The organism is Streptomyces sp. NBC_00846 (assembly GCF_045207325.1).
Taxonomy (GTDB): Bacteria; Actinomycetota; Actinomycetes; order Streptomycetales; family Streptomycetaceae; genus Streptomyces.
In genome coordinates this window covers 7206287-7224796 of sequence record NZ_CP108846.1, presented here as the reverse complement: position 1 = coordinate 7224796, position 18510 = coordinate 7206287, and the positions used below count along the sequence as shown (strand labels likewise).

The following is an 18510-nucleotide window of genomic DNA, read 5'->3' as shown; positions in this document are numbered from 1 at the left end:
GGAGTGTACGCAGCACGGGACCCTCGTGGGAAGGGGTTCGGGTCCGGGTAGCCCCTGGTCAGCGGCCGGTCCGGCGCATCAGCAGATCGCGCAGCGCGCGGGCGTGGCGACGGCTCACGGCGAGCTCGGCGGTGCCGACGCGCACGCTCATGCTGCCCGCGTCGAGGCGGAGTTCGTCGATCCGGCCCAGCGCGACGAGATGGCGCCGGTGGATGCGTACGAAGCCGCGGGTGCGCCAGCGTTCCTCCAGGGTGGTGAGGGGGACGCGGACGAGGTGGCTGCCGGTGGCGGTGTGCAGCCGGGCGTAGTCACCTTGGGCCTCGGCGTAGGTGATGTCGTCGATCGGGATGAACCGGGTCACTCCGCCGAGCTCCACCGGTATCTGGTCGCCCGCGGTGTCGAGCACGGGTGCGGAGCGGTCGCCGACCTGTTCGGCCACGCGGCGGACCGCTTCGGCGAGGCGTTCGCGGCGGACCGGCTTGAGGACGTAGTCCACGGCTTTCAGATCGAAGGCGTGGACGGCGAATCCCTCGTGCGCGGTGACGAAGACGATGAGCGGGGGTGCGGCGAACCCGGCCAGCAGCTGGGCGACGTCGAGGCCGGTGAGGCCCGCCATGTGGATGTCGAGGAAGACGACATCGATGGCGGACGGGTCGTCGGGGCCCACCTCGACGGCGCCGCCGATGCGGCGCAGTGCCTCGGTGGCCCCGGTGGCGCCCTCGGCGCTGCGGATGCGGGGATCGGCGCGCAGGAGGTAGAGGAGTTCCTCCAGGGCGGGTTCTTCGTCGTCGACGGCGAGTACGCGCAGCATGGGCGGAGTGTAGAACGTGCGCGGGGTACCGGGCCGGAGTGCGGGACACCCACCGGACCGGGCTCGGGTGATCAGGTGGGAGCGGGCCGGCGGCGATGTCCAGGAACTTGCCGTGCCGGGCGATGGCCGTGACCGTGGTGCCGTGCAGCGCGGTGCGGGCCGGGTCGTACGTCTTGAGGACGCTGACGGCGAGCGGCAGGACGCGGTCGGTCTCCCTGCCGACGAGGTGGTCGTCGAGGAAGACCCGCGGGGCTGCGGCTTCCGGCAGTTCGGGCATGGTTCGAGACTGCCAAAAGCGTCGGCCGGTCGCCCGTCAGAGGCCGTACACACGCTCGGCCGTGGTGGCGAGGACGCGGTGGCGCTCGTCCTCGGTGAGGGCGTCGGTCAGGGTGCGTGCCGTGTCGACGACCTCCGGGTACGTGGCGGCGAGCCGGCACACCGGCCAGTCCGAGCCGAACATCAGCCGGTCGGGCCCGAAGGCGTCGAGGACGGTGTCGGCGTACGGGCGCAGATCACTCACGGTCCAGGAGTGCACATCGGCCTCGGTGACCAGGCCGGAGAGTTTGCACACGGTGTTGGGGCGGGCGGCGAGGGCCCGGAGGTCGTCGGCCCAGGGGTGCAGTCCACCGGTGGCGACGGGCGGTTTGCCGGCGTGGTCGAGTACGAAGGTCAGCCCGGGGAGCAGGGCGGCGGCCCGGACGGTGGCGGGCAGTTGGCGGGCCTGGACGACGAGGTCGTAGACGAGTCCCGCGTCGGCGACGGCGGTGAGTCCGCGCCGGACGTCGGGGCGCAGCAGCCACTCGGGGTCGGGTTCGCCCTGGACCTGGTGGCGGATGCCGACGAGCCGGTCGCCGCCGGGGAGTTCGCGCAGCGCGGCCAGGGTGTCGGCGATGTCCGGGGCGGTGAGGTCGCACCAGCCGACGACGCCCGCGACGAGGTCGTTCTCATGGGCGAGGGCCAGGAACTCGGGGGTTTCCGCGGGGACGGTGACGGTCTGGACGAGGACGGTGGCGTACACCCCGGCGGAGCGTGCTTCGGGCTCCAGGTCGGCGAGGGTGAAGGTGCGCCGGAGCGGGGCGAGTTCGTCGCCGGTGATCCAGTCCTGGTCGCGTACCGACAGGTCCCACACATGGTGGTGGGCGTCGACGATCCGTTCCTGACCGCTCATGTCACAGCTCCCAGGCGACCGGGAGACCGGCTTCGGCACCGTCCGAGGAGTAGTCGTGCGCGACGTCGAGCAGCTCGGCCATCCTGGCCTGCCAGGCGACGTTGACCGGGAGTTTCTCCAGTTCGGCGAGGAGTGCGGCGTAGTCCTCGCAGTCGATGACGTGGAAGAGGTCGGTGCCGCTGCGCCATATCGTCCAGGAGGTGGCGCCCGCCGCGCGGATCGCGGTGGTGAGCTCCGCGGGGACTTCGCGGTGCGCGGCCTCGTACTCCTCGATGCGGTCGGCGCGGACCTTGGTGTGCAGGGCGATTCTCATGTCAGTGTCCGTCCTCGGTGAGCAGGCCCTCGGCGCGCAGGTCGTCCCAGAGTCCGTCCGGGATCTCGCGGCGGAGCAGAACGGCGGCGTCACGCACCTCGTCCGGGGAGCGGGTGCCGACGAGCACTCCGGCGACGGCCGGGTGCGCGAGCGGGTAGTGGAGTGCGGCGGCCCGCAGCGGGACGCCGTGGCCCTCGGTGACGGCCTTGATCCGCAGGGCCCGGTCCAGGAGGGTCAGGGGCGCGGCCGCGTAGTCGTACGTGGCACCGGGGCGCGGGTCGGCCAGCAGCCCGGAGTTGAAGACCCCGCCGACGACGACGCTGCGGCCGCGGGCGGCGGCCTCGGGCAGCAGTTCCGTGAGGGCGGACTGGTCGAGGAGGGTGTACCGGCCCGCGCAGAGCACGACGTCGACGTCGGTGTCGCGCAGGAAGCGGGTGAGCATGGCGGTCTGGTTCATCCCGGCGCCGATGGCTCCGACGACGCCCTGTGCGCGCAGCTTCTCCAGCGCCGGGTAGGCGGCGTGGAACGCGGCCTCCGCGTGGTCGTCCGGGTCGTGCAGATAGGCGATGTCGACGCGGTCGAGTCCGAGCCGTTCCAGGCTGTCCTCGATGCTGCGGCGCACGCCGTCGGCGCTGAAGTCCCAGCGGCGGCGGTGCGTGGCGGGCACGGCGAAGCCCTCGGACAGCCCGTCGGACATGTACTCGGAGGCGGTGCCGGCGGGCAGCGGGTCGAGCACCCGCCCCACCTTGGTGGACAGCGCGTAGGAGTCGCGGGGTCTGCCGCGCAGGGCCTCGCCGAGCCGTCGTTCGGAGAGGCCGAGTCCGTAGTGCGGCGCGGTGTCGAAGTAGCGGATGCCCTCGCCCCATGCGGCGTCCACGGCGGCCGTCGCCTGCGCGGGGTCGACGGCGCTGAAGAGATTGCCGATGGCGGCGGCTCCGAAGGACAGTTCAGTGACCTCGACCGTGCTGTTGCCCAGCCTGTTGCGCCGCATGCTTCCGTCGCCCTCCCCGGTGATCGCTTCCTGCATATAGCGAATATTCATCGGACCACTTGGGCGCGTCAACACTTCGGGCACCACGATCTGCGGCACTTTTCCAGAGATCTGTCCGATCTATGACTGATCCAGTGCGGACGATTCAGCCGGTCGGCAGCAGGTCGAGCAGGTGCGCCACCTCGTCGTGGGCGCAGCTCGCCAGCCGCTCCAGATCGGGCAGCGCCTTGCCGTCGGCCACCAGCCCCACCCGCACCCGGCCGCCGTACGTGGACAGGGCGATGGCCAGGGACTGGCCGCGGGCCAGCGGCGCCATCGGGTAGACGGCGCGCAGCGGGCAGCCGCCGAGCGAGAGCGCCGAGCGCGGCAGGGGCACGCTGGTGACCAGGACATCGAAGAGCATCCTGGCCGCGCTCCCCGCGATGGGCGCGCCGAAGCGGTGGGCCAGCGAGGGCAGTTGGTCGGCGAGCACGGCGACCGCGCCGGCACCGCGGAAGGGCCCCGCGGACTTGTTGCGGTCCATGGCGGTGCGGACGGTACGGAGCCGCTTCCAGGGGTCGGGTTCACGGACGGGGAGTCCGAGGAGATAGGCGGAGAGCTTGTTCCCGGACGCGGCGGCCTGGCCCGGTCTGCGGCGGGAGACCGGCACCAGGGCGCGCGGGTCCTCGGCCGGCAGCGCCTCTCCGCGCTCCAGCATCCAGCGACGCAGGGCCCCGGCGACGACCGCGAGGAGGACATCGTTGGTCGTGCCTCCGGCGGCGCGGCGGATCCGCTGGACCGCGTCGAGGTCCAGGTCGGCGGTGGCGAGCCGCCGGGTGCCACTGGAGCTCGCGGTGAGTGCGGGCGCGCCGCGCAGATCGAGGCGGCTGGCCCGCACCATGGAGGCACCGACTCCGAAGGCCCGGCCGAGGTCCTCGATCCGGCCCAGCGCGAGGCCGGCGACCTGGCGCGGGCCCGGCATCCAGGAGCGGGGCGGGACCGCGCGCGCGCGGCGGGTGGGGACGCCGCTGCGGGCGCGACCGGCGGCCGAGGCGATCTCGTCGAAGATCCCGGCGCCGATGGCGACCGCGCGCATTCCGTCGGCGAGCGCGTGGTGGAGCTTGACGAGCACGGCGAAGGGGCCGTCGTCGGCGCCGCCGATCACGTACATCTGCCAGGGGGGCAGGCCCCGTTCGAGCGGCCGTTCCATCAGTTCGCCCGCCAACCGGGTGGCGCCCGCCATGAATCCGTCGTCCCCGTCGCGCGACTCCGCCTCGGTCAGCCGCACCCGCGCGATATGCCGCCGAACGTCGAAGTCCTTGTCCACGAACCAGGCCGCGCCGCCGACCGGCAGCAGTACGTCCCTGACCCGCATCCGCAGCCGTGGAATCGCGGCGGCGCGGGTGCCCAGCAGTTCCAGCACGGTCTCGGTGCTCACGCCGTGCGCCGGGTCGGGGGCCGGTGAGAAGACGGCGAGCGCGCCGAGGTGCATGGGGTGGGCATCGGATTCGAGGTGCCAGAAGGCCAGGTCGAGGGGTGCCAGCAGCTCAGTGCCCAACGGATCCTCATGTCATCGAAAGACAGGACTGACGGAAGGGCAGTCAATCGCTTGCGGTCGGTTACGGTCAAGCATAGACATGTTACGTTCTGTTACTGTCGGGTAGTGCTCAGCGCCTGTCGGGTCCGTACACGGTGTCCCCTCGGGCCGGTGCTTCGCCATGTCCGTCATCCGCGCCATCCGGACCGACCGGACCGACCGGACCGACGGCCTTATCCGTCTCATCCGTCTCATCCGTCTTCCGGAATGACGAATTCAGACCACACGCACTTGCCGACGCCCCGCGACTCCACACCCCAGAGGTCCGCCAGCCGGTCCACCAGCATCAGCCCGCGTCCGGAGACCCCGGTCTCTCCCGCGTCCCGGCGTCGGGGCAGCGCGCTGGAACGGTCCTCGACATCGACCCGCAGGCGCCGCTCGGTCCCGGTGAGCACCCGGATCGTGACGATCGCCCCGCCGTCGGTGTGCATCAGCGCATTGGTGATCAGCTCGTCGGCCGCCAGCTCGACCTCGTCGGCCCGCGTCTTGGCACCCCAGGCCCGTACCGCCGCCCGGATCATGTGCCGCGCGGAGCTCAGCGCCTCCGGGTCGCCCTGGGCGACATGCTGCTGGAGCCTGCCGCCCGGCTGGGGCGTGTGAGCGACCTTTCGGCCCAGCAGCAGGACCGCCACATCGTCCTCGCCGCCGCGCTCGTCGACCTCTTCGCAGAGCCGGTCGGCCAGCTCCTGCAGGTCCTGCGGGCCATTGCGCACCATGGCCGTCAGCAGCTGGATGCCCTCGTCGAGATCGGCGCCCGGCCTCTCCACCAGCCCGTCGGTGAACAGCAGAAGCGTCTGACCGGGGTCCAGCTCGACCGTGCCGACCGGATATTCGAGCCGTCCGAACTCGGCGGAGAGCCCCAGCGGCAGCCCGCCCTCCGCGACCAGCCTGTGGCAGTTGCCGTCGACGTCGCGCAGCAGTGGATCCACGTGACCGGCCCGGACCAGCTGCACCACCCCGGTCGTCAGGTCGACCTCGGCGTAGGTGCAGGTCGCGAAGCGGTCGGTGTCCAGTTCGTGGAGGAAGACGGAGGCGCGGGCCATCACCGTGGCGGGGCTGTGTCCCTCGGCCGCGTAGGCCCGCAGCACGATGCGCAGCTGCCCCATGACCGCCGCGGCATGCGTGTCATGGCCCTGTACGTCCCCGATGACGGCCCCGACCCGGCCGCCGGGAAGCGGGATGACGTCGTACCAGTCGCCCCCGATGTCCCGGCCCAGCCGGGCCGACCGGTACCGGACGGCGACCTGCGCCCCCGGCACGTCGGGGATCCGGCGCGGCAGCATGGCCTGCTGAAGGCCCTCGGCGAGATCGTGCTCCTGCTCGTACAGCATGGCCCGCTGCAGGCTCTGGGCGATGGAGCTGCCGAGCGCGACGAGCAGATTGCGTTCGTCGCCGGTGAAACCCGCCTTGCCGCTGTAGAGCAGCCCTATGGCGCCAATGGGCCGGGCCTGGGCGATCAGCGGCAGATATGCGGCGGATGTGATGCCGAGGTGACTGATGTGCGGCCAGAGGATCGGGTACGAGGTGGCGAAGTCCGTGGCAGAGTCGATGAAGCGGGGCGCGAGGGTGCGTACGACTTCGCTCATCGGGTACCCCTCGTCCGTCCGGGTGTACCGCGTACCGGGGACGGACGAGCCCTCCGGGCCGTCCGCCACGAGATGGATGCGTCCGGCCTCGATCAGCCCGACGACCAGGCTGGTCGCGCCGAGATGCGCCAGCCCCTGGGAGTTCTTCAGCACGTCGATGACGTCCCGGACCGTCCGGGCATGGGCCAGTGCGGCCGTGGTGCCCTCCACCAGGCTGGTGCGGCGCCGCCGCTCCATGTCCAGGTCCCGACGGGCCGTCGAGTCGGCCAGCTCCTGGGTGGCGTCGCGGACGATGCCGACGATGCGATGGGGACGGCCGCTCCCGTCGCGCTGGATGAAGCCCTGGGTGTGGGTCCAGCGCAGCGTGCCGTCGCGCCGCAGGATCCTGAAGTACGCGCCGTAGTTCCGCTGCCCGCCCTTGAGGGCCTGGGCGACCATCGCGTCGAGCCGGACGCCCTCGTCGGGCGGCACCCGCAGGGCGATCGACTCCGGCCGGTTGTCGTATTCCTCGTCCCGCAGGTCGAACACGTCGAGTGCGGCACGGTCCATGTGCATGAGGCCACTGTCGAGGTCCCAGTCGAAGCTGCCCATACGGTTCAGGGCGAGACTGAGATCCGGGTGGGCGGGCCAGTCGTCCGGGAGTGACAGGGCAGCCACTACCCGATCATCCATGTGGGTCACTCTGTCATCATTTGTCCTAATCTTCGAGCGAACTCCGCACGGATGGCGCGTTCCGGCGTCAGGCGTTCGGGGGCGGTTCCCGGCCCCGTACCGGACACCGGAGGACACCGTTCGGGAGCGCCCGGAGCACCGCCCGCCCGGAGAGCGCGGGTCAGCAACGGTTACCGTGTCCCGTGGAGCACGGTAGGCCCAGCCTCGCCGCCGCACCGCCCGCGTCAGCCCGTTCTAAGGACCTGCAACTCCATGACCCGCCCCGTCCGCGTCGCCATAGTCGGAGCCGGCCCCGCCGGAATCTACGCTGCGGACGCACTGCTGAAATCCGAGGCCGCACAGGACCCGGGGGTTTCGATCGACCTGTTCGAGCGGATGCCCGCCCCCTTCGGCCTGATCCGTTACGGGGTGGCCCCCGACCACCCGCGGATCAAGGGCATCGTCCAGGCCCTGCACCAGGTGCTCGACAAGCCGCAGCTGCGGCTGTTCGGCAACGTCGACTACCCCGCCGACATCGACCTGGACGATCTGCGGTCCTTCTACGACGCAGTGATCTTCTCCACCGGCGCCGACGCGGACCGCGCGCTCGACATCCCCGGCAGCGGCCTGGACGGCTCCCACGGTGCGGCCGACTTCGTCTCCTGGTACGACGGACACCCCGACGTGGCGCGCACCTGGCCCCTGGAGGCGGAGAAGGTCGCCGTGCTCGGGGTGGGCAATGTGGCCCTGGACGTGGCGCGCATGCTCGCCAAGACTGCGGACGAACTGCTGCCGACCGAGATACCCGCGAACGTCTACGAGGGTCTGAAGGCCAACAAGGCCCTGGAAGTGCATGTCTTCGGGCGTCGTGGTCCCGCGCAGGCCAAGTTCAGCCCGATGGAGCTGCGGGAGCTGGACCACTCGCCGAACATCGAGGTCATCGTCAACCCCGAGGACATCGAGTACGACCAGGGTTCGATCGAGACCCGGCGCGGCAACAAGCAGGCCAACATGGTCGCGTCCACGCTGGAGAACTGGGCCATCCGCGATGTGGGCGACCGGCCGCACAAGCTGTTTCTGCACTTCTTCGAGTCCCCGGCGGAGATCCTCGGCGAGGACGGCCGGGTCGTCGGCCTGCGCACCGAGCGGACCGAACTGGACGGCACCGGGAACGTCAAGGGCACCGGACGCTTCAGCGACTGGGACGTGCAGAGCGTGTACCGCGCGGTCGGCTACTACTCGCAGGAGCTCCCGAAGCTCCCGTTCGACGTGGCCTCCGGCACCGTCCCGCACGCCGCTGGGCGCGTCGTCGACGGTGCGGAGCCCATGCCCTCGGTGTACGTCACGGGGTGGATCAAGCGCGGTCCGATCGGCCTGATCGGCCACACCAAGGGCGACGCCAACGAGACGGTCGCCTGCCTCCTGGAGGACCACGCCACGGGTCGGCTGGCCGTCCCGGCACAGCCCGAGCCCGAGGCCGTCACCGCGTTCCTGGAGGAGCGCGGCGTCCGGTACACCACCCGCGAGGGCTGGTACCGCCTGGACGCGCACGAGCGGGCGCTGGGCGCGGAGCAGGAACGCGAGCGGATCAAGGTCGTGGAGCACGACGCCATGCTGGACGCTTCCGAGCCCCGCTCCTGAAGTACGCGCCGATGGCCCGGTCGGCCGCCGACGGCGGCCGACCGGATGGGCAGCTCCGTCCGCCTCGGCGGAGCTGCCCGGCCCGCGATTTCAATCAACAGCCCTGCAGCGACCCGACGTTGTCCCCGAACGTCCAACCCTTCGACCCGTCCCAGTTGAGGGACCAGGTCATCAGGCCCTTGAGGCTGTTGCCGTAATGGTTCCACGCCTGTGAGACCTGACCGGTGCTCATGTAGCCGCCTGCGGCGCCGGGTTGGGCCGGAAGTCCGCGAACCTGCTTGTCGTAGGGGACCTTGATGGTGGTGTCCTGGACGACGAACCCCTTGTCGAGACAGTCCGTCTGCGCGGTGAACCCTTCGACCGTGCCGGCGGAGTACGAGTCACCCGCGCACCCGTACATGCTGCCGTTGTAGTACCGCATGTTGAGCCACCACAGGCGGCCGTTTGCGACGCTCGGCGTCGCGCCGACCAGCATCTGCACGGCACAAGCCGCCGCGAGGCCGAGCCCCGGCAGGCGTGATGTCCTACCGATCATGTTGCGTTCCCTTCCGGACGAAGCGGACTGTCATGACCCTGACAATCTTTGCCAACACCGCGAGACTCCGCGCGCCGCGACGCACCCAGCCCAGATTGATCCAGACCCTTCGTCAATGACCCGAACCGAAGGCGAACTCCGATACCCGGAGGCCGGTTGTGGGCGAAAGTCCACTTAGCTTAGGCTTACCTAAATCAGCGCACTCCGCGTGGCATTCGCCCGCTCCGTCCACCTACCCATGAGGAACACCCATGTCCCGGTTCACCCGCGTGCGTCGCCGGACGCTCGCCGCAACTGCCACCGCCGCAGCGTTCGTTCTCGTCCTCGGTGGTTGTTCGTCGAGCGACGACGGAAAGGAGACCTCCGGCGCATCCGGGAAGAACGGCGGAGCGTTCCCCGTCTCCATCAAGAGCGCGCTCGGCACCGCGGAGATCAAGAAGCAGCCCGAACGGGTCGTCACCCTCGGCCAGGGCTCGGCGGAGACGGCCATCGCGCTCGGCCACACGCCGGTGGGCATCGAGAGTTACGAGTGGGGAAGCGACAAGTCGGGCTATCTGCCCTGGATCCACGAAGCGGTGGAGAAGAAGGGCGACAAGCTGCCGACCCAGTTCACCGGCGGTGAGGACATCGACTTCGAGACCATCACCGAGCTGGAGCCGGATGTCATCCTCGCGCCGTGGTCCGGGATCACGCAGAAGGATTACGACATCCTCAAGGACATCGCCCCCACGGTCGCCTATCCCGATCTGGCCTGGAGCACGGACTGGGACGAGCAGATAGACATCATCGCCAAGGCGCTGGGACAGCCGGACCAGGCGAAGACCCTCATCTCGAAGACCGAGAAGCAGCTGTCCGACGCGGCGGCGACCCGGCCCAACTACAAGAAGCACACGTTCTCGTACATCTACAACACCGGCCCCGGCACCCTCGGTGTGTTCAAGCCGAACGAGCAGCGCGTCAAGATGGTCTCCTCGCTCGGTCTCACCGTCGACCCGGTGGTGAACACCTTCAAGGAGACGAAGGGCACCGACTCGGCGCTGATCGGGCTGGAGAACGCCGAGAAGCTGAAGGACAGCGACCTCGTCTTCACGTTCTACACCGACGACAAGTCCCGCAAGGAGATCGAGGCGCAGCCGCTGTACGCGGCGATTCCGGCGGTCAGGAGCGGCGCCGTGGTCGCGAGCAAGGACAACTCCTTCGTCACAGCCTCCTCAATCATCAACCCGCTCACCGTGCCGTGGGTGATCGACCGTTACCTGCCGTTGATCGACAAGGCCGTCAAGGCCGCCGACCAGGGCTGAGGCGGACCATCCCGCACATGACCACCACCACACACGCACCGCCGAGCGGTGCCGGAACCCCGGGGACCGGCACCGCTCGGCGGGTGTATTCCGTCGTCATCGCAGGCGTCGTCCTCGTGCTCGCCGTGTTCGCGAGTGTCACGTTCGGCAGCCGGACCACGTCGTTCGACGATGTGCTGCACGTTCTGTCCGGCACCGCAGATCCGAATGTCACCGCCATCGTCGAGAGCCGCTACCCGCGGACCGCGCTCGGTGTGCTCGCCGGTCTCTGCCTGGCCGTCGCGGGCACGCTCATGCAGGGCGTGACCCGTAATCCGCTGGCCGATCCCGGTCTCCTCGGGATCAACGCCGGCGCCTGTGCGAGCATCGTCGCCGCGACGGCCTTCCTGGGGACGTCGGGCAGTACGGACACCATGTGGTGGGCGCTGCCCGGTGCGCTGATCGCCGGTCTGCTCGTCCATGCGATCGGATCGGCGGGGCCGGGCGGCGGTCCGGTGCGGCTCGTGCTCGCCGGTGCGGTGCTCTCCGCCGTACTGATGGCGTTCATCCAGGCGGTGACGTTGAGCCGGCCCAAGGTCTTCGACAGCTACCGGTACTGGGTCGTCGGCGCGCTCGGCGGCCGGGACTTCGACGCCTTCTGGTCGGTCCTGCCGTTCGCGGTGGCCGGTCTGTTGATCGCGGCCCTGCTGGGGCCGGGCCTCAACACGCTCGCACTCGGTGACTCGACCGCGGCGTCCCTCGGGGCGAATCCGGCCCTGGTGCGGGCGGGCGGGCTGCTCTCGGCCACGCTGCTGAGCGCCGCGGCGACGGCGGCCGTCGGCCCGATCGCCTTCGTCGGGCTGGCCGTTCCGCATGTGGTGCGCGCCCTGGTCGGTGTCGACTTCCGTATGCAGATCCTTTTCTCGGCGTCGGCCGGTCCCGCGCTGCTGCTCCTCGCGGACGTGGTGGGCCGGGTGGTCATGCGCCCGCAGGAACTGATGGTCGGTGTCGTGACCGCGTTCATCGGGGCGCCCGCACTGCTCATCGCCGTACGCAGGATGAGGGGCACCGCATGACTTCGCATCAGGCCGGATTCCGCACGGCGTCACCCAGAGGGTTCCTGACGATCGGCCGGAGTGTGGCGGTGCCGGTGCGGCGGGTGTCGGTGCTGACGGCGCTCGTCCTGGTCGTGCTGCTGGTGATCGCCGCGCTCGCCACGCTGTCGCTCGGCCGGCTGGGCATTCCGCTCGCCGATCTCGCCCGAGCGGTGACCGGCGGGGCCGAGGGCAGGGACGCGTTCGTGCTGGAACGGCTGCGCGGCCCGCGGCTTACGGTCGCCGTGGGCACCGGCGGGGCCCTCGGCCTGTCCGGGGCGCTGTTCCAGTCCGTCACCCGCAATCCGCTCGGCAGCCCCGATGTGATCGGGCTGGGGGCCGGCGCGGGGGCGGGCGCCGCGATCGTCGCCCTGATGTTCCCGGACACGGTGCCGGTGGGGCTCGGCGCGCTGCTCGGGGCCCTCCTCGCCATGGTGCTGGTCCATGTGTCCACCGGTACCGGATTCCGTAACCCGGCCCGGCTCGTCATCGCCGGGATCGGGGTCTCCGCGATCGGCGCGGCGGTCACCCAGTACGTCGTCTACGCCATGGAGCGGGACCGGGCCGCCGTTCTCAGCGCCTACGTCAACGGCAGCCTGTCGGCGCGGTCCTGGGACGACGCCGGCACGATCTGGCTGGTGCTGCTGGTCGTCGCCCCGCTCACCGCGCTGATCGCCCGGCGGCTGGGCATCGGGGAGATGGGCGACGACATCGCGGGCGCGCTCGGTTCCGGCCCCCGCGGCACGAAGACGATCGCCGTCGTGCTCGCGATCGTCCTCTCGGCGGGCGCCGTCGGTGTCGCCGGGCCCATCGCGTTCATCTCGCTGACAGCCCCGCAGATCGCCAAGCGGATCACCCGGGTCTCCGGCCCGCACCTGCTGCTGTCCACACTGACCGGCGCACTGCTGCTGGTACTCGCGGATCTCTGCGCCCAGCAACTGCCGCTTTTCGACAACCTGCCCGTCGGCATCTACACGATGGCCATCGGAGGCGCGTACCTCGGCTGGCTGCTGATACGGGAGTGGCGCCGGGGAGTCCTGTGAGTCCCTGCGGGGCTGCCACCCGCCGCTGAAGCAGCTGAACGGGTCACGACTCCACGGCCTCTCTACGGCCCCTCTTGAACGCGTTCAAGAAAGGCCGTAGAGTCGTCGCCGAACACTTGAACACGTTCAAGTCGGGGGCCCGATGTCTGTACTGGTCAATCTGATCGTCATGCTGGGCATGCTGGTGGTGGTCCCCGCGGGGCTGCGGCTGGCCGGTGCTCCCGAGCTGGACCGGGTGCGGCGGCTGTGGCCGCTCTTCGCCGTGCCCGGCGCCGTGGCCCTGTGGCTGCCGCGCGGGGGGCCCGCCACCGCTCTGGCGTCCTGCTACGCACTCGGGGCCGTACTCCTCGCCCTGCACGCCCCACCACGGCTGTTCCGCAACCTCGCGACGTCCCGAATCCACGCCGTGACACCCGCCGAGGTCGCCCTGCTCACCGCCCTGGTCACCCCGTCGATCGCCGCCACCGCGCTGGTCGCCGAACGCTCGGGGCACCCGCTCTTCGGCTTCGGGCTCGGCATCCTCGCGCTGACCGTGCCGCACTTCCACTTCGCCGGATTCGCCGCCGCTCTGGTCGCAGGACTCGTCTCGCGGGTCGCCGACAGCGCCGCGGGAAGGTTCGCCGCGCTGAGCGTGCCGCTGGGCACCCTGCTCGTCCTGATCGGCTACTTCATCGGGGACCGGGCCGAACTGGCCGGAGCGGTGGTGCTGACCGCGGGCATGTGGACCGTTGCCCTGCTCACCTGGCACTCGGTCCGCGCCGGGCAGCAGGACCGCATCACCCGGCTGCTGCTCGCCACCTCGTCCGCCGTGCTCGCGGTCACCATGGTGCTCGCACTGAGCTGGGCGCTCGGCGAGGCCACCGGGCTCCCCCACCCCACACTGACCTGGATGGCCGCCACCCACGGCCTCGGCAACGCCCTGGGCTTCGCACTCTGCTCGGTGCTCGCCTGGCGAAGGCTCCAGAACCCCACCGATCACGAAGGCAGGACCGTATGAGCGCCCTCACCTACCCCGAGGTCGGAGCCACCCGCCTCGGCCCGCTCCCCGACGGCTACCACCACCTCCACCACCGGACCCGGGTCGGGCGCGGCCGGGCCGACCTGGCTGCGGCGGGCGCGGCGGTCACCGGCTGGCGCATGCATCGCACCAGCGGTGCCCGGATCCACGCGTCGGCGGCCCGCGCCGAGGCCGGGGTCTCGGTACGGGTGTCGCTGGGCGTCGGCCCGTTCCGGTTCAAGGCACCCTGCCGGGTCGTCTGGGCCGCCTACGAGGACGACCGCATCGGATTCGCCTACGGGACCGAGCTCCGGCACCCGGAACGCGGCGAGGAGTCCTTCGTCGTGGAGCTCGCGGACGACGGGACGGTGTGGTTCACCGTCATGGCGTTCAGCCGCCCGGCCGCCTGGTACGCGCGCCTCGCGGGGCCCGTCGTACCGGTTCTCCAGCACTGGTACGCCCGCAGGCTCGGCACCACGCTGCGCCGCATCGTCACGGAAGGCCAAAACGGGCCCGTCTGACCGGAACCCGGCCCCGCCCGAAGGGCTGAGCCGGGCCACCGGACCGATACTGGAAGTGATGGACTGGTTCACCGCAGACGGGTACTGGCTCAGCCGGCTGATCTTCCAGCGGGCTCTCGCCGGCGTCTATCTCTTCGCCTTCCTCACCGCCGTGCTCCAGTTCCGGGCGCTGATCGGTGAACGCGGCATGCTGCCCGTGCCCGACTTCCTGCGGCGCACGGACTGGCACAGCGCGCCCGGCCTCTTCCGGCTCCACTACTCCGACCGGTTCTTCGCGTTCGTCTCCTGGACCGGCTGCGCGCTCGCCGTCGCCCTGCTCGCGGGGGTGGACTCGCACGTTCCGCTCTGGGCGGCGATGCTGCTCTGGGCGCTGCCCTGGGCGCTCTATCTCTCGATCGTCCAGGTCGGTCAGACCTGGTACAGCTTCGGCTGGGAGTCGTTGCTGCTGGAGACCGGTTTCCTCGCCGTGTTCCTCGGCAACGCGCACACGGCGCCGCCGGTGCTGATGCTGTGGCTGCTGCGCTGGGTGCTGTTCCGGGTGGAGTTCGGCGCCGGGATGATCAAGATCCGCGGCGACGAGTGCTGGCGCAAGCTGACGTGTCTGTACTACCACCACGAGACCCAGCCGATGCCGGGTCCGCTGAGCTGGTTCTTCCACCGGCTGCCGAAGCCCGTCCACCGGGTCGAGGTGGCGGCCAACCACGTCACGCAACTCCTGGTGCCGGTGCTCCTGTTCACTCCGCAGCCGGTGGCGAGCGCGGCCGCGGGGCTGATGATCGTCACCCAGCTGTGGCTGGTCCTGTCGGGGAACTTCGCCTGGCTGAACTGGGTGACGATCACCCTCGCGCTGTCCGCCGTCGACTGGTCCCTGTTCACCGAACCGCCGGCACAGTCCGCGCCGCCCCTCTGGTACGAGATCGTCGTCATCGCCGTCACCGCGCTGGTGGTGTCCCTCAGCTACCGCCCGGCACGCAATCTGGTCTCCCGCCGCCAGGTGATGAACCGCTCGTTCGACCCGCTGCACCTGGTCAACACCTACGGCGCGTTCGGCAGCATCAGCCGGGTCCGGCTGGAGGTCGCGGTCGAGGGCACGGACGAGCCGGTGCTCCACGAGGGCACGGTCTGGCGGGAGTACGGCTTCCGCGGCAAGCCGGGCGATCCGCGCCGGCTGCCGCGCCAGTTCGCCCCGTACCATCTGCGGCTCGACTGGCTGATGTGGTTCGCGGCGCTCTCCCCCGCGTACGCGGGCCCCTGGTTCGGCCAGTTCGTGGAACGACTGCTGGAGAACGACCGGGACACGCTGCGGCTGCTGCGTCACAACCCGTTCCCCGAGGCCCCGCCCACGCATGTCCGCGCCAGGGTGTACCGCTACCGGTTCACGACCTGGCGCGAACTGCGGGCCACCGGACGCTGGTGGCACCGCACCTACGTGCGCGACTTCATGCCTCCCGTCGCGCTCGGCCCGGCCTGGCTCCGCCCGACCAGGCGACCTTGAACACCCGGGCGTGCTGGCCGGTCCTGCGCGCCGCTGCCGGTACGTCGATCACCGGCGAGCCGCCCGTGGTGCGCCGGCCGAGCGGCCGGTCGTGGCCGAGCAGGGTGACCCGGTCACCGCTGCGGATCGGCACGGGGGCCTCGACGGTGAGGGTCGAGCCGGGCCGCGCCAGGGAGTGGACGCAGAAGGCCTTGTCGGGCCGCACGGTGAACCGCAGGTCCTCGCCGAGCTGCGGCATCCACGCCCCGTACGTGGGGTCGTAGATCGCCTCCCCCTTGGTCCGCAGCCACTCCCCCGTCTCGCGCAGCCTGCGCTGCATGATGTCCGGGATGGTGCCGTCGGGCTTCGATGTCGAGCAGGAAGTTGCCGTTCTTCTCTCCTTCAACCATCCGATGACTGGGCGGAGTTACGGCCGGGACCGCACGATCAGCCGGAGGCTCCGGACCGGGTACTCATTTGGATTCCTCGCGGGCCCGCAGCAGTTTGGTGATCTGTCTGACGAGTTCGTCGTCGCTGGTCACGGCCTTGCCGGAGATCAGGGCACCGAGCCGCTCCGCGGTCTGGAAGTCGTAGGCGCGTTCCACTTCCGAGCCGGGAACGCTGTCGTACTCGTCCTCGGCACGGAACCCGACGGTCAGCTGGACCAGCTTCGCGATGAGCCAGGTGAGGATGAAGGAGAACGCGATCACGGAGACGATCGCGACGAGCTGCTTGCCCAGCAGTCCCCAGCCGCCGCCGTAGAAGAGCCCCTTCCTGCCGCTGATCCGAGCGGTGGCGAAGAGGCCGACCATGATCAGCCCGACCAGTCCGCCGACGCCGTGCACGCCCACCACATCGAGTGTGTCGTCGACGTCGAAGCGGAACTTGAGGGTGATGGCGTAGGCACAGACCGCGCCCACGACCAGGCCGGTGATGACGGCACCGAGGGTGTTGATCTCACCGCAGGCCGGGGTGATGGCCACCATGCCCGCGACGGCCGAGGAGACGACACCCATGGTGGAGACCCTGCCGGTGCGCCACTTCTCGACCAGCGGCCAGGTGATCATCGCGCCCGCCGCGCCGAGCTGGGTGTTGATGAACGCGGCGGCCGCCGTGCCCTGGTCGGTCAGCGCGGAACCGGAGTTGAAGCCGAACCAGCCGAACCAGAGCAGTCCGACACCGATCACGACGAGCGGGATGTTGTTGGGCCGTTCCTCGCGGCGGGCGAAATCACGCGGCGCCCGCAGCACGAGCGCGACGGCGAGTCCGGCGACGCCGGAGTTGAGTTCCACCGGCAGACCGCCCGCGAAGTCGAGCGCGCCGAGGTGCTTCACGATCCAGCCGTCCTTGTCGAACACCCAATGCGCCAGCGGGACGTACACGATCAGCAGCCACAGCACGACGAAGACGAGCCAGCCCTTCATCGTGGCGCGGTCCGCGATCGAACCGCTGATCAACGCCACGGTGATGATCGCGAAGCCCATCTGGAACGTGCTGTAGACGTACGTGGGGATGTGACCGGACAGCGTGGTCAGCCCGATGTCGTGCATGAAAACGTGGTCGAGGTTGCCGATGAGTCCCACACCGCCGGCATCGGGGCCGAACGCCAGGGTGTATCCGATCACCCACCAGACGAGCGTGCCGAAGGCGAGCGCGGCGAAGCTCATCTTGATCATCATCAGGACGTGCTTGGTACGCACCATGCCGCCGTAGAAGAACGCCAGCCCAGGCGTCATCAGCAGCACCATGGCGGTGGAGGCGAGCAGCCAGGCGGTGTCACCGGAGTCGTAGGCGGGTGGCATCGGCGCGGGAGCGGTGTTCATCGGCGGATACCTCGTAGGGGTGTAGGGGACTGGCGGGGGCTACGGTTTGCGCAGGTCGGGCGCCGGACAGCCGGTGAGCAGCAGGTGGGTGGCGTGCCGGGCGGCGGTGTGTGCGGCGGCGACCCGGACGGGACTGTCGTCCAGGAGCCGGACCCAGGCGCCGCAGTCGCGGGGCAGCACACTGACGCCGTACAGGACGCCGAGCCCGGCCAGCGCCTCGTGCAGGGTGTCGGCCACCTCGTCGGCGGGCGCGCGGTCGGTGACGACGAAGAGCGAGGCGACGTGGTCGTGCCCGGCGAACACGCCGGGCCCCACGACGCCGTGCCGGGCCCCCCTCGCGCCGGGGTTCAGGCGCAGGGTGTCGATGGCGAGGAGGGTTCCGTCGGGCCGGGCGATCCGCAGATCGGCGGCGAGGGTCCGGTAGTCGTGACGCTCGCCCCGGGCGAGCCGCCCGGCGGCGAAGGTGTCACCGACGACCACGGTGGCGCCGCTCGCGACGGTGACCTCGGTGCGCTGGTAGAACCGCGCGTCCTTGAACGGGATCAGCGGATCGGGCAGGTACTCGACGTAGGCGCCGGCCTGCGCCGTCAGATGGACGCGCTGGCTCGCGTAGTCGTGTTCCATCCGGAAGATCTTGGTGGCCGCCTGGGTGGTCAGATGCACCTCGGTGCCGGGGCCGCAGCGGAAGTCCATCCGGTAGCGGTCGGCCTGGGCGATCCCGCCGCCGGTCGCCATCAGGTAGACGTAACTCATTCCGGGCATGGCGGGGTCGATCCACAGCGGCCTCATGATCTGCAACGGCGTCTTCTGGTAGCGCTCGACGAGTTCGGTGCGCCCGCCGCGTACCCCGAAGGCCAGATCGAGGATGCCGACCTTGGCCGGGGAACCGGCGGCGAGCGTATCGGGTACGGACGCCAGGGCCGCCACCTCCGGCGGGACACGCACCGCGCTGTAGTACGCGGGCGCGAGCCGGTCGGGTGCGGGCCGGGGCGGGGTGAGCGGCATG

Annotated in this window: 16 protein-coding genes and 2 pseudogenes; 7 read left to right on the top strand and 11 right to left on the bottom strand. The window is 70.6% G+C overall.

Translation table 11 applies throughout. The features are described from left to right. Positions 1-58 precede the first annotated feature (58 nt). The 7 genes and pseudogenes from OG936_RS32995 to OG936_RS32965 all read right to left on the bottom strand — a co-directional run bounded on the left by OG936_RS32995 (position 59) and on the right by OG936_RS32965 (position 7117). Entirely contained in the window at positions 59-811 is a 753-nt protein-coding gene (locus OG936_RS32995; protein ID WP_406500706.1) for a LytR/AlgR family response regulator transcription factor, read from the bottom strand. Positions 812-861: 50 nt separating this feature from the next. Then, a pseudogene (locus OG936_RS32990) lies at positions 862-1088 on the bottom strand (DNA-formamidopyrimidine glycosylase family protein); the annotation flags it as partial. 36 nt (positions 1089-1124) lie between these two features. After that, on the bottom strand, positions 1125-1979 hold the full coding sequence (locus OG936_RS32985) for an amidohydrolase family protein (protein WP_406499584.1): 855 nt from the start codon (positions 1977-1979) through the stop codon (positions 1125-1127). Between the two features lies 1 nt (position 1980). After that, on the bottom strand, positions 1981-2292 hold the full coding sequence (locus tag OG936_RS32980; protein ID WP_266750769.1) for an L-rhamnose mutarotase: 312 nt from the start codon (positions 2290-2292) through the stop codon (positions 1981-1983). 1 nt (position 2293) lies between these two features. Next, complete coding sequence (locus OG936_RS32975; RefSeq protein WP_406500704.1) at positions 2294-3283, bottom strand: aldo/keto reductase; 990 nt, start codon at positions 3281-3283, stop codon at positions 2294-2296. A 145-nt stretch (positions 3284-3428) separates the two neighbouring features. Beyond that, entirely contained in the window at positions 3429-4820 is a 1392-nt protein-coding gene (locus OG936_RS32970) for a wax ester/triacylglycerol synthase family O-acyltransferase (RefSeq protein ID WP_406499583.1), read from the bottom strand. Between the two features lie 230 nt (positions 4821-5050). Beyond that, positions 5051-7117 (bottom strand): SpoIIE family protein phosphatase, encoded by a 2067-nt coding sequence (locus OG936_RS32965; RefSeq protein WP_406499582.1) that lies wholly within the window; start codon positions 7115-7117, stop codon positions 5051-5053. A gap of 252 nt (positions 7118-7369) precedes the next feature. On the opposite strand from OG936_RS32965, the gene OG936_RS32960 reads away from it, so the two are divergent. Continuing rightward, on the top strand, positions 7370-8737 hold the full coding sequence (locus tag OG936_RS32960) for an FAD-dependent oxidoreductase (RefSeq protein WP_406499581.1): 1368 nt from the start codon (positions 7370-7372) through the stop codon (positions 8735-8737). Positions 8738-8831: 94 nt separating this feature from the next. Here the strand turns inward: OG936_RS32960 and OG936_RS32955 are convergent. After that, a pseudogene (locus OG936_RS32955) lies at positions 8832-9182 on the bottom strand (chitinase); the annotation flags it as partial. A gap of 341 nt (positions 9183-9523) precedes the next feature. Between OG936_RS32955 and OG936_RS32950 the strand changes: the two are divergent. The 6 genes from OG936_RS32950 (at position 9524) to OG936_RS32925 (ending at position 15702) form a co-directional block, all read left to right on the top strand. After that, positions 9524-10573: an iron-siderophore ABC transporter substrate-binding protein gene (locus OG936_RS32950; protein WP_406499580.1), complete on the top strand. Its 1050-nt coding sequence runs from the start codon at positions 9524-9526 to the stop codon at positions 10571-10573. Between the two features lie 17 nt (positions 10574-10590). Then, complete coding sequence (locus OG936_RS32945) at positions 10591-11628, top strand: FecCD family ABC transporter permease (RefSeq protein ID WP_406499579.1); 1038 nt, start codon at positions 10591-10593, stop codon at positions 11626-11628. Further along, positions 11625-12689: a FecCD family ABC transporter permease gene (locus tag OG936_RS32940; RefSeq protein WP_406499578.1), complete on the top strand. Its 1065-nt coding sequence runs from the start codon at positions 11625-11627 to the stop codon at positions 12687-12689. The genes OG936_RS32945 and OG936_RS32940 overlap by 4 nt, the downstream gene beginning before the upstream one ends. Positions 12690-12831: 142 nt before the next feature. Then, the gene (locus OG936_RS32935; protein WP_406499577.1) at positions 12832-13686 is read left to right on the top strand and encodes a YndJ family protein; all 855 of its coding nucleotides are present in this window, start codon (positions 12832-12834) and stop codon (positions 13684-13686) included. Continuing rightward, positions 13683-14207, top strand: coding sequence for a DUF1990 family protein (locus tag OG936_RS32930; RefSeq protein ID WP_406499576.1), 525 nt, complete (start codon positions 13683-13685; stop codon positions 14205-14207). The genes OG936_RS32935 and OG936_RS32930 overlap by 4 nt, the downstream gene beginning before the upstream one ends. A 58-nt stretch (positions 14208-14265) precedes the next feature. Continuing rightward, positions 14266-15702 carry a lipase maturation factor family protein gene (locus OG936_RS32925; protein ID WP_406499575.1) on the top strand — a complete coding sequence of 479 codons (1437 nt, stop codon included), beginning with the start codon at positions 14266-14268 and terminating at the stop codon, positions 15700-15702. Here OG936_RS32925 and OG936_RS32920 read toward each other — a convergent pair. The 3 genes from OG936_RS32920 to OG936_RS32910 form a co-directional block, all read right to left on the bottom strand. Then, positions 15647-16087 carry a hypothetical protein gene (locus OG936_RS32920; protein ID WP_406499574.1) on the bottom strand — a complete coding sequence of 147 codons (441 nt, stop codon included), beginning with the start codon at positions 16085-16087 and terminating at the stop codon, positions 15647-15649. The genes OG936_RS32925 and OG936_RS32920 overlap by 56 nt on opposite strands. Positions 16088-16154: 67 nt before the next feature. Beyond that, entirely contained in the window at positions 16155-17504 is a 1350-nt protein-coding gene (locus OG936_RS32915; RefSeq protein ID WP_406499573.1) for an ammonium transporter, read from the bottom strand. A 39-nt stretch (positions 17505-17543) separates the two neighbouring features. After that, entirely contained in the window at positions 17544-18509 is a 966-nt protein-coding gene (locus OG936_RS32910; protein WP_406499572.1) for an urease accessory protein UreD, read from the bottom strand. Position 18510: the final 1 nt, after the last annotated feature.

Bases quoted from the DNA above. Each gene is read 5' to 3' on its own strand.
- OG936_RS32995 (WP_406500706.1), bottom strand. From the start codon at position 811: ATGCTGCGCGTACTCGCCGTCGACGACGAAGAACCCGCCCTGGAGGAA.
- OG936_RS32985 (WP_406499584.1), bottom strand. From the start codon at position 1,979: ATGAGCGGTCAGGAACGGATCGTCGACGCCCACCACCATGTGTGGGAC.
- OG936_RS32980 (WP_266750769.1), bottom strand. From the start codon at position 2,292: ATGAGAATCGCCCTGCACACCAAGGTCCGCGCCGACCGCATCGAGGAG.
- OG936_RS32975 (WP_406500704.1), bottom strand. From the start codon at position 3,283: ATGCGGCGCAACAGGCTGGGCAACAGCACGGTCGAGGTCACTGAACTG.
- OG936_RS32965 (WP_406499582.1), bottom strand. From the start codon at position 7,117: ATGGATGATCGGGTAGTGGCTGCCCTGTCACTCCCGGACGACTGGCCC.
- OG936_RS32960 (WP_406499581.1), top strand. From the start codon at position 7,370: ATGACCCGCCCCGTCCGCGTCGCCATAGTCGGAGCCGGCCCCGCCGGA.
- OG936_RS32950 (WP_406499580.1), top strand. From the start codon at position 9,524: ATGTCCCGGTTCACCCGCGTGCGTCGCCGGACGCTCGCCGCAACTGCC.
- OG936_RS32945 (WP_406499579.1), top strand. From the start codon at position 10,591: ATGACCACCACCACACACGCACCGCCGAGCGGTGCCGGAACCCCGGGG.
- OG936_RS32940 (WP_406499578.1), top strand. From the start codon at position 11,625: ATGACTTCGCATCAGGCCGGATTCCGCACGGCGTCACCCAGAGGGTTC.
- OG936_RS32935 (WP_406499577.1), top strand. From the start codon at position 12,832: ATGTCTGTACTGGTCAATCTGATCGTCATGCTGGGCATGCTGGTGGTG.
- OG936_RS32930 (WP_406499576.1), top strand. From the start codon at position 13,683: ATGAGCGCCCTCACCTACCCCGAGGTCGGAGCCACCCGCCTCGGCCCG.
- OG936_RS32925 (WP_406499575.1), top strand. From the start codon at position 14,266: ATGGACTGGTTCACCGCAGACGGGTACTGGCTCAGCCGGCTGATCTTC.
- OG936_RS32915 (WP_406499573.1), bottom strand. From the start codon at position 17,504: ATGAACACCGCTCCCGCGCCGATGCCACCCGCCTACGACTCCGGTGAC.
- OG936_RS32910 (WP_406499572.1), bottom strand. From the start codon at position 18,509: ATGCCGCTCACCCCGCCCCGGCCCGCACCCGACCGGCTCGCGCCCGCG.